Below are 16,843 nucleotides of genomic sequence, written 5' to 3' on the forward strand. Positions count from 1 at the left end.
ACACATTTTATTTAGAATTTATTCACAAATACCGAACGCCGAATTGCTATTTTTCCAAACGTTTTCAGCAATCGTTTGCTCTGACATTCCTTTTAACGATGCGAGACAGGACACTATTTCACCTATCATCTTCGGATGATTGGCCTTGCCCTGGTGTCCATTTAGTGGCATGTCGGGTGCATCAGTCTCAAGGACCAATTTCTCAAGAGGCAACTGAGCCACAGTTTGCCTCGTTTTGTTCGCTCTCGGGTAAGTAATTACACCACCAACACCGATATAAAACCCCAGCTCTATAAACTGCATCGCTTGCTGATAACTGCCCGAAAAGCCGTGTAAAACACCACCAAATTGGAATCGACACTGCTTCAATATTTGTAGAGTTCGGTTGTGCGTTTTTCTGCTGTGGAGAATCAGAGGAAGTTGAAATAATGTTGCCAATTTCACCTGAGCGATAAAAATGTGTTCCTGCTCAGCGGCACTGATATTAACAAGGCCATCTAAGCCACATTCGCCAACGGCAACACAGAACTCCGTTCGGGTCCGAAGCCGATTTTCTAGCTCAATAAGGTAATCACCGCTTTCATCAGTCAGAAAATAAGGGTGTAAGCCTAGCGCATGATAAACGCCGTGAAACTGAGAAGATAAGGCTTCTACTTCTTGCCAGTTTTGTGGACCCACTGTGGGAATAACAAAGCGCTCTACGCCACACTGGTTTGCATGGGCGAGATTGTCAGAAAAGTTGTCGGCGAATGGTTCAAAGTCGAAGTGGCAATGAGTATCAAAAAGGCGCATGGTTACTGCGCCTTATCACAAGTCTTGTCTTGGCTGTTTGGATCGCGTCGATATGGAACGCAGCTCCGCTTGTTTTCAGGTGTTAGCCCCATCGACAAACACCAAGCATCATATTTTGCTACCAAACGCTTAATCCATCCCAGCATGCCTGACTCCTTGATTACTGCTCTTCGCGCTTGAAGACCAATTCTGTTGGCGTTGACTCTTCTTCAACGAAGTAATAGCCGGCTACATCAAACTTGGTAAGCTGTGCGACACTCGAGATACGATTTTCAATAATGTAGCGCGCCATCATGCCGCGAGCCTTCTTCGCATAAAAGCTGATCACTTTGTACTGACCATTCTTACAATCTTTGAAGATAGGAGTAATCACCTGCGCATCTAACGCTTTGGGTTTTACCGCTTTGAAGTATTCGTTGGACGCTAAGTTAATGAGGACATTATCACCTTGTGCGGCAATCGCCTCATTCAGTTTGTCGGTAATGACGTTACCCCAAAACTGATACAAGTTCGTGCCTTTATCATTCGCTAGCTTAGTTCCCATCTCGAGGCGATATGGCTGCATCAAATCCAGCGGCTTTAGCAATCCGTATAGGCCGGACAACATACGAAGATGTTTCTGGGCATACTCAAAATCCGCCTCAGTCAAAGATTCTGCATCTAACCCCGTGTACACATCCCCTTTGAACGCCAAGATAGCTTGTCGAGCGTTGTCCGTGGTGAACTCTTCACTCCACTCTTGAAAGCGACCAACATTCAAATCGGCAATCTTGTCGCTGACTTTCATCAAGCTCGCCACATCTGCCGGCGTCAGTTTACGACAAACCTCGATCAGCTCTTTTGAGTAATCAATCAACTCAGGCTGAGTGAACGTCTCTGTCGCAAGAGGAGATTCATAATCTAACGTTTTCGCAGGTGATACGACAATTAACATGACTTTACTTAACCCTTCTCTATTATTTATAACGTTTAGGGTACAAAAAAAGCCACACATTGTCTGCATGGCTTTTTGAATCGTATTGTCCCGTCCTGAAATGTGTTTACACATTGAGGACGAATTATGACTACTTCAAATAAACTCTACATTAAGCGCACTCAGCGTGATTACACACTAGGCTTTAAATTGCAGGTTGTTGATGCCGTAGAAAAAGGCGAAATGACCTACAAGCAAGCACAAGCCATCTATGGTATCCAAGGTCGCTCAACTGTTTTAACTTGGCTGAGAAAGCACGGAAAAATGGATTGGACGCAAAACCCAAGGAGAAACGCTATGCATAAAACGACCAAACCTAGTGAGTCTCCCGCTCAAAAAATTAAACGTCTTGAAAAAGAACTCGAAGATGAGCGAATAAGAAATCTGTTCTTGAATGAAGTGGTTGATATTCTTGACGCTGAGCATGGGACAAGCCTAAGAAAAAAGTATCTCGCCAAGGAGCGAGAAGCCTTCAAAAACAAAAAGGGGTCAGTCTAGCTAGAATTTGCCGCTTATGTGGCATATCGAGACAAAGTGTTTACCAAGGAGAAAAGCGAGCAGCTGCCCGTCAAATTAAGCTCGCTCCCGTAAAGCAAATGGTTTTAGAGCTCCGACGTTATATGCCTCGAGTTGGAACAAGAAAACTGTATTTCTTACTCAAGCCAAAGCTAGAAAAAGCAGGCATTAAACTAGGTCGGGATGCGCTCTTTGACTACTTACGCAATGAGAGACTTCTTGTTCGACCAAAACGTAGTTTTATCAAGACAACCAATAGCCAACACTGGATGCAAAAGCATCCTAACTTACTGAAGGATCTTAAGCCGAGTCATCCCGAAGAAGTATTGGTCAGCGATATCACCTACGTCCAATCGGATAAAGGTGTTCACTATTTATCTCTGGTTACAGACGCATTTAGTCGAAAAATCATGGGGTATGAGTTGAGTCATGAGATGAAAGCAACAGATGTTGTAAAAGCTCTGCGTAAGGCAATAAGAGCGCGTCAATATCGATGCTCTTGCATTCATCACTCAGACCGCGGTCTTCAATACTGCTCAACAGTTTATCAAGAGCAGCTGAAAAGTGGGAGCATAAAGCCATCCATGACCGATGGGTATGACTGCTACCAGAATGCGTTAGCAGAGAGAGTCAACGGGATACTAAAACAAGAGTTCCTACTCAATAGGTGTCAAGACATCAAAGAACTCAACCAACTAGTAAAAGAGTCTATTAGTATCTATAACAATATGAGACCGCATCTTAGTCTCGGGATGAAAACCCCAAATGAGGTTCATGGAAAAAGCCAACTGCTAACGCAGTTGGCTTAGTATAAAACTGTCAACGTATTTTAGGACGAGACATATTAATAGGTAAACGCTATAGTGAACGATTAATCTTTCTTGCTTTGATCCCAGATCCCATCTTCAAGCTGAGACTTCAGTTCTGGGAAATCGTTCGAATCAAATGTCGGCACTTTACCTTCATCAAGCTGACGGTTGTAGTCTTTTGCCAGCTTAATCACGATACCAGACAGTAGGATGATCGCCACTAAGTTAACAATTGCCATTAAGCCCATTGATACGTCTGCTAACGCCCAAACAACTGGCAGCGACGCAACCGCACCAAACATCACCATACCAAGAACAATCACACGGAAAATTCCAAGACCCGCTTTGTGGTTATGCTCAAGGAAGATAAGGTTCGTTTCTGCGTAAGAGTAGTTAGCAATAATTGAGGTAAATGCGAAGAAGAAAATCGCAACCGCAACAAAGATACCACCCCACTCGCCAACCTGAGAGCTTAAGGCTGTTTGAGTTAGCTCGATACCTGTCACTTCACCGTGTGGTACGTACTCACCTGACATCAAGATAATCGCAACCGTCGCCGAACAAATCACGATGGTGTCCATAAACACACCAAGCATTTGCACGTAACCTTGAGACGCTGGGTGCGGAGGATAAGGCGTTGCCGACGCAGCTGCGTTTGGCGCAGAACCCATACCGGCTTCGTTCGAGAATAGACCACGCTTAATGCCGTTGATCATCGCTTGCGCAATTGCGTAACCCAGACCACCTGCAGCGGCTTCTTGCAGGCCGAATGCGCTCTTAAAGATAAGCACTAAGATGTCCGGTAACTTTTCGATGTTCATCATCATTACGAACAGAGCAAGCAGTAAGTAAGCAAGCGCCATGATTGGAACAACTAACTCAGCCACACGCGCGATACGCTTAATGCCACCAAAAATAACCACCGACGAAAGCAGAACAACGAAGATACCAACATATGTATCTTCCCAGCCGAACGCATTGTGCATCGCGTTGGCAATTGAGTTCGCCTGCACCGCATTAAATACAAGACCAAAAGCGATAATTAGGAATACTGAGAACAGTACGCCCATCCAACGCATACCTAGGCCTTTTTCCATGTAATACGCAGGACCGCCACGGTAGTTTCCGTCGTCATCCTTGGTTTTGTATAGCTGTGCTAAGGTACTCTCGGCAAACGATGTTGCCATACCAAGCATCGCAATTAGCCACATCCAGAAAATCGCGCCAGGACCACCAGCGGTTAGGGCAACCGCAACACCAGCCATGTTACCGGTACCAACACGAGCAGCAAGACTAGTACAAAGCGCTTGGAAAGATGAGATACCAGCTTTGTCTGCTTTACGACTGTTCTTCAGAACAGAAAACATGTGGCCAAAGTGGCGGAACTGGATGAATCCCAAACGGACAGTGAAGTAAATTCCAACTCCGACAAGAAGGTAAACGAGAATGGAACCCCAAAGTAGGTCATTCATCAAATTGATTAAATCTGTCATAAGTTCCTCATAGTGAGATTTCGCTGATCATCGCGTCCCTGCCATCCATCTAACTGCCTGACTAAGTGTCAAGATAGCTTAGTGCATTGTTGTTTAATTATGCAGTTTAGACCTGTAAAACTCGCCTCATGCTTCCATTTTACGTATCAGCGTATTTTTTGACGGGCGGATAATGCAGCGAAGGCTCGCAAAAATCAATATGCAACCAAATTCATCTTTATGTTATTTTTCACTATAAAATCACCAATAATTAACACAAGAGAGAACATCAAAAACACAAAACCAGAACATCAACATAATTTATTAACAACATAACAGATATTCCGCTTCAACAAAGAGCCTCTTTCCTACATGCAGGTCGCACCCCTTACCCGCCAAGGTCTCGCATAAAATCTCGCTCATGTGATATTTCGTCGCTTAGACGTCATTTTTTGCACGTAAAGCAACTCTTTGCACATTGGCGAAAAGTGCTCTTTTTTTAAACACGAGATTAACAATCATATTTTGAGAATTTAATCGTTTTCGTTAACTCGTTTGCACAAAAAAAAACCACACCATACGGAAAATAGTGTGAGCCGATGTCAGATTTTTTAGGAAATCTTCATTGAATCGTAACAAATGAGAAACGAATCAAAGATACGCTTCAGTGAGAATGGTATTTAGATAGTACCCCTTCAAAGAGTAATAATTTAAAAAAGAGGTAGCTTATGGATGGCTTAAACTTTGAAGAAATGATGGAAATGGGTTTACCAAAAGCGCGTGCGACGCGTTCGAAACCGGTAAAACGCAAATGGCGAGAAATAGAGGCAATTAAAGATAGGCAACGCCTACAAAGAGAACTCAAAGAAATGGATATCGGCTTTGAAGACTCGGCAGATTTAGAATTCTAAAAAAAGAGGCGCAATGCCTCTTTTTTGTTTCTACGCTATTACAAAGCTTCTGTTTCGTTCTGCCTTACACGACTGGCCAGTTGCTGGTATTGCTCTGCAATCGTCTCACCAAACACTGGATCGTCTTCGTTGACACTCCACATCGCCTCAACCGCTTGCCAATCTTTGACCGTAAAGTTTCTCAGGATTATCGGCAGAACTGATCGCTCTTCCATATCTAGGTGTTGATACTGAGAGCCGATGAACTCTTTCAGTTGCTCCAAGAATATATCTTGTGGTACTACCGCGTCTTGCAAAATCATCTCAACAGTCGCCAAAAACTCGTGAGTCTTCTCAGAGAGTTGTTTATGTTCGGCTTCCAAATTTTCAATGGATTCAAGATGACCAAATTTATCGAGATAATATTGATAAATAATGTCTTCTTTAGGGTGATGAACCCGCTCTGAATGCTCCGCAAGATAGGCAACTATCTCGTACAGCAAGGAATAATTTATCGCTTGCTCGTTTTCAAGTTGAGCCATCTTTTGCTTGAGAACGGCCAACAAACGAACCATGTAGCCGTGCTCTCTTCTTATCCTTTCAATCATCATAGCGCTCTCCTTACACTTACTTATTATAAGTGTATAGCAGATGGTTTGATGACACTTTGACGCTGTTCGAATTTTAAGCAGAGCAAGTGGTTATGACAAGACCTCTAGTGGCAGGTGCCAATCAATGGCAGATTTGCCCTGTTGAGCTAATAGCGCATTGGTTTGTGAAAAATGTCGGCATCCAAAAAAACCTCGATGCGCAGACAATGGAGAAGGGTGCGGCCCAGCTAGCACATGATGCTTATCTCGATCGATAAAGCGGCCTTTTTTCTGAGCATGAGCCCCCCAAAGTAAAAAGACAACGCCGGATTGATGCTGATTGATCGCTTCAATCACTCGGTCTGTGAATGTTTCCCAGCCCGATTTAGAATGCGAATGCGCCTTACCTTGCTCAACCGTTAATACGGTATTCAATAAAAGCACGCCTTGCTCAGCCCAACTTTGTAAATAGCCGTGCTGAGGAATTTGGAAGCCTTCAATATCTTGTGCGAGCTCTTTATACATATTGACAAGAGAAGGCGGCGTTTTGACACCAGGTAACACGGAGAAACAGAGACCATGCGCTTGGTTTGGTCCGTGGTAAGGGTCTTGACCAAGTATCACCACTTTCACATCACCAAACTCAGTGGCGCGGAAGGCATTAAAGACATCTTGCGCCGGAGGAAAGACGACCTTACCTGATTGACGCTCTGCCTCAACAAAACTCAAAGTGTCTTGAAAGTAGGCTTGCTGCTTTTCTTTGCCGATAACATCATGCCAAGTTAATGACTGAGTCATATCCCGTTCCTTCTTCTATTTTAAGTCGCACAAATTGTCGCAAATATAGAAGAAGGAACAAAGGAGTTAATGACTGTGATAACTACTTTTTCTGTGGCGTACGATAATGCCCCTGTCCAGTAATATGACGATTAGGCGCTGGTAGTCGAACAACACGAACAGGAATATGGTAAGAGGTAAAAGGCATAGTTGCACCCTCATTGGTAAAACACAGACTACGCTATGAAAGAATGGTGCCACCTTCTCACTATGAGGTGGATTCAGCTATCGATTGAAGGTGAAATTGCCGCATTGATTGAATCTCCTGTGGCCAAAGATCAGGTTCGATCGTTTCTAAAATCAAAGGGATACCATCAAATCTCGGGTCTTTGGAGATATACTCAAAACAATCCCAACCAATCTCGCCTTTACCGAGTGCGTGATGCCTGTCAACTTTGCCGCCCAAGGCAACTTTTGAGTCATTGATGTGCATTGCGCGTAAATAGTGCATACCAACAATGCGATCAAACTCAGCAAAGGTGGCGTCACAAGCATCAAAATCCCTTAAGTCATAGCCAGCTGCGAAGGTGTGGCACGTATCAATACAGACACCGACACGAGACTTATCTTCTACTTGATCAATGATTTGTGCCAAATGCTCAAACCGCCAACCTAGGTTGGTTCCCTGCCCTGCCGTATTTTCGATCACCGCAATCACTTCAGGTACCGCTTTGTGGGCAAGGTTGATGGACTCGGCAATTCTCGAGAGGCAATCTTGTTCCGAAATTTTCTTTAAATGACTCCCAGGATGGAAATTAAGCAAAGTCAGCCCTAACAAATGACAGCGTTTCATTTCATCGATAAACGCCGCGCGCGATTTCTCGAGCTTATCATCTTCAGGGGCACCTAAATTAATTAAATAGGAGTCGTGAGGCAAAATCTGCCCTGCGTCGAACCCTAAGCGTTTACAGTTCGCCTTAAATGCTTGAATGATTTTGGGCTCCAATGGCTTCGCTGCCCATTGGCGCTGATTTTTGGTAAACAGTGCAAACGCATTTGCACCGATCTCACTTGCTCTGAGCGGAGCCTGATCAACGCCGCCCGCGGCGGAAACGTGCGCTCCAATAAACTTACTTCCAAGCTCTCTTTTTAACATTGTCATTTAATCACTTTACACTTTCAATATACGAACCATTTACCGCTTTTTTTCGGCGACAGGTCAACATTTAAACTCAATTTGTAGTAAATTTACTACAAATTGAGTTATTAACTATTTTTTTATATTATCAGATTTATTGTAACCACATTGTTTTTAAAGAGTTTATTGATTTAGAACAATAAAATAACCTTCATAAAAATAGTGTTTTTAGTTGTTTTTTGACCTAAATCAATATTATCATAAGGGATATTCGCTATATAATACGTAGCTCAACAAAATTCGAAAGTTAACACCAATAACACCACGTAAGTGGACTAGGAGACGGTAATGATCCAAGGTATTCAAATCACTAAAGCAGCTAACGATGACCTACTAAACTCGATCTGGCTACTTGATAGCGAAAAGAACGAAGCACGTTGTGTCGCAGCAAACGCAGGCTTCGAAGCTGACCAAGTTGTAGCGATCAACGATCTAGGTGACTACGAAAGCCGCGAAGTTGCTATCGAAACGGCTCCACGTATTGAAGGTGGTCAACACCTAAACGTAAACGTTCTTAAGCGCGAAACGCTAGAAGATGCAGTTGCAAACCCAGAGAAATACCCACAGCTAACGATTCGCGTTTCTGGCTATGCGGTTCGTTTCAACTCTCTAACTCAAGAGCAACAACGTGACGTTATCGCACGTACGTTCACTGAATCTCTATAAGTTTTAGAGTAAAGAATACACAGACGGCGCCATTCGGCGCCGTTTTTTTATTTAAGCATGCCACTCTCTTCAATGGTGCATAGCATCAGCAAATCAGTTACATTGATCAACCGCATCTCAATGGAAGGGTAACCAATTATGCTTCTGGAAGGCATCGAAACTCTACTTGTATTAAGCAAAGCCAAAACAATGAGTCGAGCCGGCAGTCTGCTTTACATTAGTCAATCAGCCGTGAGTAAACGCATTGCCAATTTAGAGAAAAAAATGGGCAAAAAGCTGATTGTGCCTGCGGGTCGAAATATTCAACTCACTCAAGATGCCATTAACCTTATCGAAAGTATTAGCCCGACATTTAAAGAGCTCCAAGGGCTTATCAACGAACAACAAGCGCTTCCAGATTCAACGCCGCTACGTTTAGACTGTTCTGAAACCTTAGTCGCAGGCTACCTTCACTCGATTCTAGGCGATTATATCGAGCTCGATCCGCATATCACGCTAACGACAAATCACACGCCAAGAATCATTGAGCATGTTCAATCGGGTAAAGCGCATATCGGCATTTGCGCCGGCTATCTGCCTAAACACCCAAGCCTGCTTCAATTGCATTTAATTGACGAGCCATTTTATGTCGTTTCAAAGCAACAGATTCGTCATATGCCTGACACCATCATCACCAATGATCTCAGCAATCCAGCTAACACTTATCAAATCGAGATACTGAGTAAACTCAATGTGGAGCCTGTGATGCAAATGGACTCTTATACTGCATCCACTCAGTTGGCGATCTCTGGCATCGCCCCAGCCCTCATTCCACTGTCTGTAATCAAGGCGATGAAAGTCGAACCAGAATACTGCTTTCATTTTGAACAGCTCACGCCTTTATATCGACCAATTCATATCTGTATGCGGCCGTCCTCATACCGAAATCCGCGAATCAAATCACTGACAGAAGCCATTGCTGATGTTGTTCCCAAAGTAGCTTCAGCGCCATTAGCATAGACATAGTAATCACCAGAGGGCGAATCCATTTTTGCCCTTTAGTTACCACCACCTTAGCGCCCAACTGAGCCCCCATAAATCCTCCGATCGCCATCACCAAACCTAACTCCCACACAGGTAAACCTGCGAGTATGAAAAAGAGTAACGCAGCGATATTTGACGTAAAGTTAAGCACCTTGGTTCGAGCCGTTGCATCCACCAAAGAGAAGTGACCAAAAGCGACGAAACAGACCGTAAAAATGGATCCAGTTCCAGGACCAAAGAAGCCATCATAAAAGCCCACCCCACCACCAACGCTGAACGCAAACATAGCTTCCGAAACCTTCGCTTCACCAGAGTGTTGCTTGGTTTTAGGCATCAGCAGAAAGTAGAGCGAAATAGCAACCAGTAGAATCGGGATCAGACTCGTCAGTACACCTGCATCTATATACTGTACAGCTTCAGCCCCCACCGCTGAGCCAATAAACGTGCAGGCAATAGCAAGGCGCATCTCTTTAATGCTGACAATACCATTGCGGATAAAATACCAGCTTGCGGAGAAACTACCGAATGAGCTTTGAAGTTTGTTCGTTGCCAGAGCTTGAGTCGGTGGAACGCCCGCCGCCAAAAGTGCGGGCAAAGTGAGTAGCCCTCCGCCACCTGCCATCGCATCGATGAAACCTGCGGCCGTCGCAACAAAGAAAAGAATCGTCAGTATTTCGAGTGTAAGTTCCATTTTCAATCAATTAGTTATCAATCGCTACCCATCAAAATACCACCAAGTTAACAATTCCCTTAGAGAAACATTAGACTTAAATCCATTCCAATTTTTCACTATTAAATACAAAAAAAGCCCACTCAAATGAGTGGGCAATGAGGTTGTCATATAAGCTCTGTTGCGAGCCTACTGATTTTTATTTTGCTTCATTCTCTGCAACTTTTGCGTGCAATTCTTGTACTGATGTTACTGACGTTTTCGCGTCTGCAGTGTGAGCCATACATACAGCAAATGCAGCGTTTAAGGTTGTTGTGTAGTTCACTTTCTCAGCCAACGCACCACGACGTAGTACTTTTGAATCCTCAATCGCTTGACGACCAGCAGCCGTGTTTACGATGTAGGTGTACTCGTTGTTCTTGATACGGTCAAGAATGTGTGGACGACCTTCATGTACCTTGTTCACTAGACGTGGGTTAATGCCTGCTTCGCCTAGGATCACTGCTGTACCGTGCGTTGCATCCAGCTGGTAACCAAGCTTAGTGAGCTTAGATGCTAGGTCAACTACACGCTGCTTATCGCCTTCACGAACAGACAGTAGTGCACGACCACCTTCTGGGTAAACTGCGCCGCAACCTAATTCAGCTTTCGCGTAAGCTTCTGCGAACGTTGCACCAACGCCCATAACCTCACCAGTAGAGCGCATCTCTGGGCCCAACAGTGGGTCAACGCCAGGGAACTTGTTGAATGGCAGAACCACTTCTTTCACTGAGTAATAAGGTGGGATGATTTCTTTCGTAAAGCCCTGAGACTCTAGAGATTGCCCCGCCATAACACGTGCAGCAATTTTCGCTAGTGGTGCACCCGTTGCTTTAGATACGAATGGTACTGTACGCGCAGCACGTGGGTTAACCTCGATTAGGTAAACCTTGTTGTTCTTAACCGCAAACTGAGTGTTCATTAGGCCGCGTACACCCAATTCGAAAGCGAGCTTTTCAACTTGCTCACGCATCACATCTTGGATTTCTTGGCTTAGCGTGTAAGCAGGTAGAGAACATGCAGAGTCACCTGAGTGAACACCCGCTTGCTCGATGTGCTCCATGATGCCGCCAATTACGACGCGCTCACCGTCACAAATCGCATCGATGTCGACTTCTACAGCATCATCAAGGAAGCTATCTAGAAGAACTGGAGACTCATTCGATACACTTACTGCTTCGTTGAAGTAGCGACGTAGGTCTTGCTCGTCGTAGACGATTTCCATCGCACGCCCACCTAGAACGTAAGAAGGACGAACAACCAACGGGAAGCCAATTTCTTTTGATTTCTCAACCGCTTGCTCTAGCGTCGTAACCGTTGCGTTCTCTGGCTGTAGAAGACCTAGACGGTCAACAGCAACTTGGAAACGCTCACGGTCTTCAGCGCGGTCAATCGCATCCGGGCTAGTACCAATGATTGGCACACCTGCTGCTTCAAGTGCACGAGCCAGTTTAAGTGGAGTTTGACCACCGTATTGAACGATAACGCCTTTTGGCTTCTCAACACGGACGATTGAAAGCACATCTTCCAGAGTTACTGGTTCAAAGTACAGACGGTCTGAAGTGTCGTAATCAGTAGAAACTGTCTCAGGGTTACAGTTAACCATGATGGTTTCGTAACCATCTTCACGCAGTGCGAGTGAAGCGTGTACACAACAGTAGTCAAACTCGATACCTTGACCGATACGGTTAGGACCACCGCCCAGAACCATGATTTTGTCTTTATCTGTCGGCTGCGCTTCACACTCTTCATCGTAAGATGAGTACATGTACGCCGTGTCAGAAGAGAACTCAGCCGCACACGTATCAACGCGTTTGTAAACTGGGTGGATGTCGTACTGGTCGCGTAAACGGCGAATTTCACTTTCAGACACACCTAAGATTGTAGAGAGGCGAGCATCAGAGAACCCTTTGCGCTTCATCTTGCGCAAAACGTCTTGAGTTAGACCAGCGAAACCACCCGCTTTTACTTCGTTTTCTAGGTTAACTAACTCTTCGATTTGAACTAGGAACCAGCGGTCAATTGCTGTTAGGTTAAATACACCTTCCACAGACATGCCAGCACGGAATGCGTCTGCGATGTACCAAATGCGCTCAGCACCCGCTTCTTTTAATTCGTGACGAATTGTTGTTAGTGCGTCTGGCGCATCCAGATCAACCATCTCATCAAAACCGTTCACACCAACTTCAAGACCGCGCAGTGCTTTTTGTAGAGATTCTTGTTGGTTACGACCGATAGCCATAACCTCACCCACTGACTTCATCTGAGTCGTCAGACGGTCGTTGGCACCTGCAAATTTCTCGAAGTTAAAGCGAGGAATCTTAGTCACTACGTAGTCGATGGTTGGTTCGAAGGATGCGGGAGTCGCACCACCCGTGATATCGTTTTGTAGCTCATCAAGCGTGAAGCCCACTGCCAGTTTTGCAGCGATCTTAGCAATTGGGAAACCTGTTGCTTTAGAAGCAAGCGCAGAAGAGCGAGATACACGTGGGTTCATCTCGATGATAACCATACGGCCATCTTTCGGGTTAATACCAAACTGTACGTTTGAACCACCTGTCTCAACACCGATTTCGCGCAGTACCGCTAGAGATGCGTTACGCATCAACTGATACTCTTTGTCCGTTAGCGTCTGTGCTGGAGCTACTGTGATTGAGTCACCAGTGTGGATACCCATTGGGTCGAAGTTTTCGATAGAACATACGATGATACAGTTGTCCGCTTTGTCACGAACCACTTCCATCTCATACTCTTTCCAACCGATCAGTGATTCATCGATAAGAAGCTCGTTAGTTGGCGACAGGTCCAGGCCACGACGACAAATCTCTTCGAACTCTTCTTTGTTATAAGCGATACCACCACCAGTACCACCCATAGTGAATGACGGACGGATGATACATGGGAAGCCAACCATGTCGAGAACGCCATAAGCTTCTTCCATGCTCTTCGCTGTATCAGCACGAGGACACTCAAGGCCGATAGACTTCATCGCTTTATCGAAACGAGAACGGTCTTCTGCTTTGTCGATTGCGTCAGCTGTTGCACCAATCATTTCTACGCCGAACTCTGCAAGTACGCCGTGTTTCTCAAGGTCTAGTGCACAGTTAAGAGCCGTCTGACCACCCATTGTTGGTAGTACTGCATCTGGGCGCTCTTTCTCGATGATCTTACGAACAACTTCCCATTGGATTGGTTCGATGTAAGTTGCATCCGCCATGTCCGGGTCAGTCATGATGGTCGCAGGGTTTGAGTTTACAAGGATAACTCGGTAACCCTCTTCACGCAGTGCTTTACATGCTTGTGCACCAGAGTAGTCAAACTCACATGCCTGACCGATAACAATCGGGCCTGCACCTAGAATTAGAATACTTTTTAAGTCAGTACGTTTTGGCATTCTCTACTACTCCGAATTAAGCGCTGTGTTGTTTGATTAGTTCGATAAAGTGGTCAAATAGCGGAGCCGCGTCGTGTGGACCTGGGCTTGCTTCCGGGTGACCTTGGAAGCTAAATGCTGGCTTATCTGTGCGGTGAATACCTTGTAGAGAGCCATCAAATAGTGACACGTGCGTTGCTCGTAGGTTCTCAGGCAGTGTCGCTTCATCAGCGGCGAAACCATGGTTTTGAGACGTAATCATAACAACGTTGCGGTCTAGGTCTTTAACCGGGTGGTTTGCACCGTGGTGACCAAACTTCATCTTCACTGTCTTAGCACCAGATGCTAAAGCTAGGATTTGGTGACCTAGACAGATACCAAAAATTGGTAGGCCTTTTTCTAGGAATACTTTTGTTGCTTCAATGGCGTAAGTACATGGTTCTGGATCACCAGGGCCGTTTGATAGGAAAACGCCATCTGGGTTTAAAGCCAACACTTCTTCTGCACTTGTTTCTGCAGGTACAACCGTTAGGCGGCAGCCTCGGTCAACAAGCATGCGCAGGATGTTACGTTTCGCACCGAAGTCGTAGGCAACAACGTGATATGGCAACTCGCTGTCGTCTTGCGCTTCAGGAAGTCCACCCTCAAGCGTCCACGAACCTTGTTTCCATTGATACGCTTCTTTTGTTGTAACTTCTTTCGCAAGGTCCATACCTTTTAGGCCAGGGAATTCTTTCGCTTTAGCCAGAGCTAGAGCCTCGTCTAAGTTGTTACCTGCAACGATACAACCGTTCTGTGCACCTTTCTCACGTAGGATGCGCGTAAGTTTACGCGTATCGATATCAGCAATGCCGACGATATTTTGCGACTTAAGGTAATCAGAAAGAGTTTGTTCACTGCGGAAGTTAGAAGCGACAAGAGGAAGGTCGCGAATCACAAGGCCTTGTGCGTGGATTGAAGAAGATTCTTCGTCTTCGGTATTGGTACCGGTATTGCCAATGTGAGGATAAGTAAGGGTGACGATCTGTTGGGAATAGGAAGGATCAGTGAGGATTTCTTGGTACCCCGTCATCGAGGTATTAAAAACGACTTCACCAACGGATGAACCATCTGCTCCAATGGAAACACCGTGGAACACTGTCCCATCTTCTAGGACTAACAGTGCTGATTTACTCAAGACAACCTCCAGAATAAAAATGCAAAAATAATAAATTAAACTGCAAATCTGCCTTCCTTCACGCAATAAAAAAGCGTTTTTAGGTTATTTAGACAAATTGGCGGTATTCTAATGAGGTGATTGATATGTGTCAATATAATCTTAAAAAGAAATCTAACATTTAGAGCAGTTAAAGCAAGAAACGATTCTAGAGCGCCAAAAAATCAAGTTTAGTCATTATTTATAGACGAAGAGGTAACAATTTTATGAAATGATGATTTTTGAGCATATTTGAGTTCACACTTTTCCTTGAACATTTTAAGCAAACGATCCACCCCCACAGAAAACAGCTCTTTTTGAGCAACTAACCACAAAAACAGCACCAAAGACTAACAATAACAACAAAAGGCAAGGGTTTTTATCCTACATAACACTGTTAATATCGACCAGTGTTATCAATAGATACAAAAAGCGCCGGGCAAGCCCGACGCATAATTATTTATTTTGACAACAACTCTTGATAAGAAGTGGTAAAGAGTCGGAACTTAGAGGTCATTGAGTCCAAGTACATCGGTCATGGTGTAGAAACCTGGCTGCTTGCCGTTTAGCCATACCGCCGCCTTCACCGCACCATTAGCAAATGTCATTCGATCTGTTGCTTTATGAGTAATTTCAACTCGCTCACCAATATCAGCAAACATAGCGGTATGCTCACCAATAATGTCACCAGCTCGAATGGTAGCAAAACCGATTTCGTCTTTCGTACGCTCACCAGTAATCCCCTCTCGGGCATATACTGCGACGTCACTCAATTTATTACCCATCGCTCCGGCAATCGCTTCGCCCATGCCAATAGCAGTACCAGAGGGTGCATCGACTTTATGGCGATGATGCGCTTCAACGATTTCCACATCACAATAGTCGCCCATCACTTTTGCAGCTTTCTCCAACAGCTTGAAGACTAGATTCACACCAACAGAATAATTCGGCGCCATCACGACAGGGACATCTTGAGCAATTTGGTCAATAATTTCGCGTTCTTGTTCCGTAAATCCGGTTGTACCAATGACAATGCTCTTCCCATGCTGCTTACAAAGCTCTAGGTTTGCCAACGTGCTTACTGGCGCTGTGAAGTCGATGATGACATCAAAACGTTCAATATCTTTTGCTAAATCATCGGTCAGGAAGACATCAAATTTTCCTTCTCCGCAAAGTTCACCAATGTCGACGCCAACCAATGATGACTCAGGACGCTCTGATCCTGCTCCAACTTCAGACTGAGGATTTAAATAAGTCGCTTTCACTAAATTGCGACCCATTCGGCCCGCTGCTCCTGCAATTGCAATACGTACCATTGCATCTTCTCCATTTTCGAATTTGTGTTCTTGTTCGTATTGGTTAAAACTAACAGTAATATGAGAGGCTGGCTAGAGGGTATCTTTTTCCAGCTAAGAATACTCGCGAATCACTCGCTCAAGAATTGGCACATTCGCTTCAGGGAACGCATATTGAGCCAAATCAGAGATTTTCACCCATAACCCTTCCTGTCCTTCACGTCCATAGGGTTGACCATCAAACTGAGTCACGGCAATGAAATCGAACTTAAGAGATTTTTCTGGATAATCGAACTCTAAATGTTCAAATGGTTGTTGCTGAGTAGTCACAATCCCAATTTCTTCCTCAAGCTCACGTACCATGGCCTGCTCGACACTTTCTTCGGGTTCAACTTTGCCACCTGGAAACTCCCAAAAGCCGCCTTTATGCTTATCATCTGGCCGTTTTGTAATAAACACCTGCGACTTATCTTGGTTAAAGATAATACCTGCCACGATATGAATTCGTTTCATCAGACTTCCTATTTACTATCCATTGTCATGCCCCGTATTGTGGCTGACTATT

The 16,843-nt window shown here is 44.7% G+C and carries 16 protein-coding genes; 4 read left to right on the top strand and 12 right to left on the bottom strand.

Annotated features, from left to right (window positions below; all coding sequences use genetic code 11):
- Positions 1-18: 18 nt before the first annotated feature.
- From ACUALS_RS11260 to yaaA, 3 genes are read right to left on the bottom strand one after another with little or no spacing between them, the layout of a single operon-like run.
- Positions 19-792 (bottom strand): TatD family hydrolase, encoded by a 774-nt coding sequence (locus ACUALS_RS11260; RefSeq protein WP_454448376.1) that lies wholly within the window; start codon positions 790-792, stop codon positions 19-21.
- Positions 793-794: 2 nt separating this feature from the next.
- A complete protein-coding gene (locus ACUALS_RS11265; RefSeq protein WP_179944652.1) occupies positions 795-938 on the bottom strand; it encodes a DUF5363 family protein in 144 nt (47 codons plus the stop codon).
- A 14-nt stretch (positions 939-952) separates the two neighbouring features.
- On the bottom strand, positions 953-1,726 hold the full coding sequence (yaaA, locus tag ACUALS_RS11270) for a peroxide stress protein YaaA (RefSeq protein ID WP_038139643.1): 774 nt from the start codon (positions 1,724-1,726) through the stop codon (positions 953-955).
- Positions 1,727-1,852: 126 nt separating this feature from the next.
- Here yaaA and ACUALS_RS11275 point away from each other — a divergent pair.
- A protein-coding gene (locus ACUALS_RS11275; protein WP_454448377.1) for an IS3 family transposase occupies positions 1,853-3,090 on the top strand; the annotation gives its coding sequence in 2 pieces (ribosomal slippage) (positions 1,853-2,224 and positions 2,227-3,090; 1,236 coding nt in all).
- 62 nt (positions 3,091-3,152) lie between these two features.
- On the opposite strand, the gene ACUALS_RS11280 is transcribed toward ACUALS_RS11275, so the two are convergent.
- Entirely contained in the window at positions 3,153-4,583 is a 1,431-nt protein-coding gene (locus ACUALS_RS11280; protein ID WP_038139645.1) for an alanine/glycine:cation symporter family protein, read from the bottom strand.
- A gap of 707 nt (positions 4,584-5,290) precedes the next feature.
- Here ACUALS_RS11280 and ACUALS_RS11285 point away from each other — a divergent pair.
- Positions 5,291-5,473, top strand: coding sequence for a DUF3545 family protein (locus tag ACUALS_RS11285; RefSeq protein WP_038139648.1), 183 nt, complete (start codon positions 5,291-5,293; stop codon positions 5,471-5,473).
- A gap of 38 nt (positions 5,474-5,511) precedes the next feature.
- On the opposite strand, the gene ACUALS_RS11290 is transcribed toward ACUALS_RS11285, so the two are convergent.
- The 3 genes from ACUALS_RS11290 to nfo form a co-directional block, all read right to left on the bottom strand.
- Positions 5,512-6,063, bottom strand: a complete 552-nt coding sequence (locus ACUALS_RS11290) for a hemerythrin domain-containing protein (protein ID WP_454448378.1) — start codon at positions 6,061-6,063, stop codon at positions 5,512-5,514.
- 90 nt (positions 6,064-6,153) lie between these two features.
- Positions 6,154-6,840 (bottom strand): uracil-DNA glycosylase, encoded by a 687-nt coding sequence (gene ung, locus ACUALS_RS11295; RefSeq protein WP_454448379.1) that lies wholly within the window; start codon positions 6,838-6,840, stop codon positions 6,154-6,156.
- A gap of 247 nt (positions 6,841-7,087) precedes the next feature.
- The gene (gene nfo / locus ACUALS_RS11300; protein WP_331400899.1) at positions 7,088-7,981 is read right to left on the bottom strand and encodes a deoxyribonuclease IV; all 894 of its coding nucleotides are present in this window, start codon (positions 7,979-7,981) and stop codon (positions 7,088-7,090) included.
- 324 nt (positions 7,982-8,305) lie between these two features.
- Here nfo and grcA point away from each other — a divergent pair, with 324 nt between their 5' ends.
- Both grcA and ACUALS_RS11310 read left to right on the top strand, forming a co-directional pair.
- Entirely contained in the window at positions 8,306-8,683 is a 378-nt protein-coding gene (grcA, locus tag ACUALS_RS11305) for an autonomous glycyl radical cofactor GrcA (protein ID WP_005473448.1), read from the top strand.
- A gap of 138 nt (positions 8,684-8,821) precedes the next feature.
- Positions 8,822-9,682 (top strand): LysR family transcriptional regulator, encoded by an 861-nt coding sequence (locus ACUALS_RS11310; RefSeq protein WP_454448380.1) that lies wholly within the window; start codon positions 8,822-8,824, stop codon positions 9,680-9,682.
- Here the strand turns inward: ACUALS_RS11310 and ACUALS_RS11315 are convergent.
- The 5 genes from ACUALS_RS11315 to mutT all read right to left on the bottom strand — a co-directional run bounded on the left by ACUALS_RS11315 (position 9,618) and on the right by mutT (position 16,791).
- The gene (locus tag ACUALS_RS11315) at positions 9,618-10,397 is read right to left on the bottom strand and encodes a TSUP family transporter (protein WP_005473553.1); all 780 of its coding nucleotides are present in this window, start codon (positions 10,395-10,397) and stop codon (positions 9,618-9,620) included. The genes ACUALS_RS11310 and ACUALS_RS11315 overlap by 65 nt on opposite strands.
- Positions 10,398-10,575: 178 nt before the next feature.
- Positions 10,576-13,809 (bottom strand): carbamoyl-phosphate synthase large subunit, encoded by a 3,234-nt coding sequence (gene carB, locus ACUALS_RS11320; RefSeq protein WP_454448381.1) that lies wholly within the window; start codon positions 13,807-13,809, stop codon positions 10,576-10,578.
- Positions 13,810-13,825: 16 nt separating this feature from the next.
- Positions 13,826-14,965 (bottom strand): glutamine-hydrolyzing carbamoyl-phosphate synthase small subunit, encoded by a 1,140-nt coding sequence (carA, locus tag ACUALS_RS11325; protein ID WP_038139660.1) that lies wholly within the window; start codon positions 14,963-14,965, stop codon positions 13,826-13,828.
- 524 nt (positions 14,966-15,489) lie between these two features.
- Positions 15,490-16,299, bottom strand: a complete 810-nt coding sequence (gene dapB / locus ACUALS_RS11330) for a 4-hydroxy-tetrahydrodipicolinate reductase (RefSeq protein ID WP_005473506.1) — start codon at positions 16,297-16,299, stop codon at positions 15,490-15,492.
- Between the two features lie 93 nt (positions 16,300-16,392).
- Positions 16,393-16,791 carry an 8-oxo-dGTP diphosphatase MutT gene (mutT, locus tag ACUALS_RS11335; RefSeq protein ID WP_005473541.1) on the bottom strand — a complete coding sequence of 133 codons (399 nt, stop codon included), beginning with the start codon at positions 16,789-16,791 and terminating at the stop codon, positions 16,393-16,395.
- Positions 16,792-16,843: the final 52 nt, after the last annotated feature.

The sequence above is a fragment of the Vibrio sp. NH-7 genome, assembly GCF_053643215.1.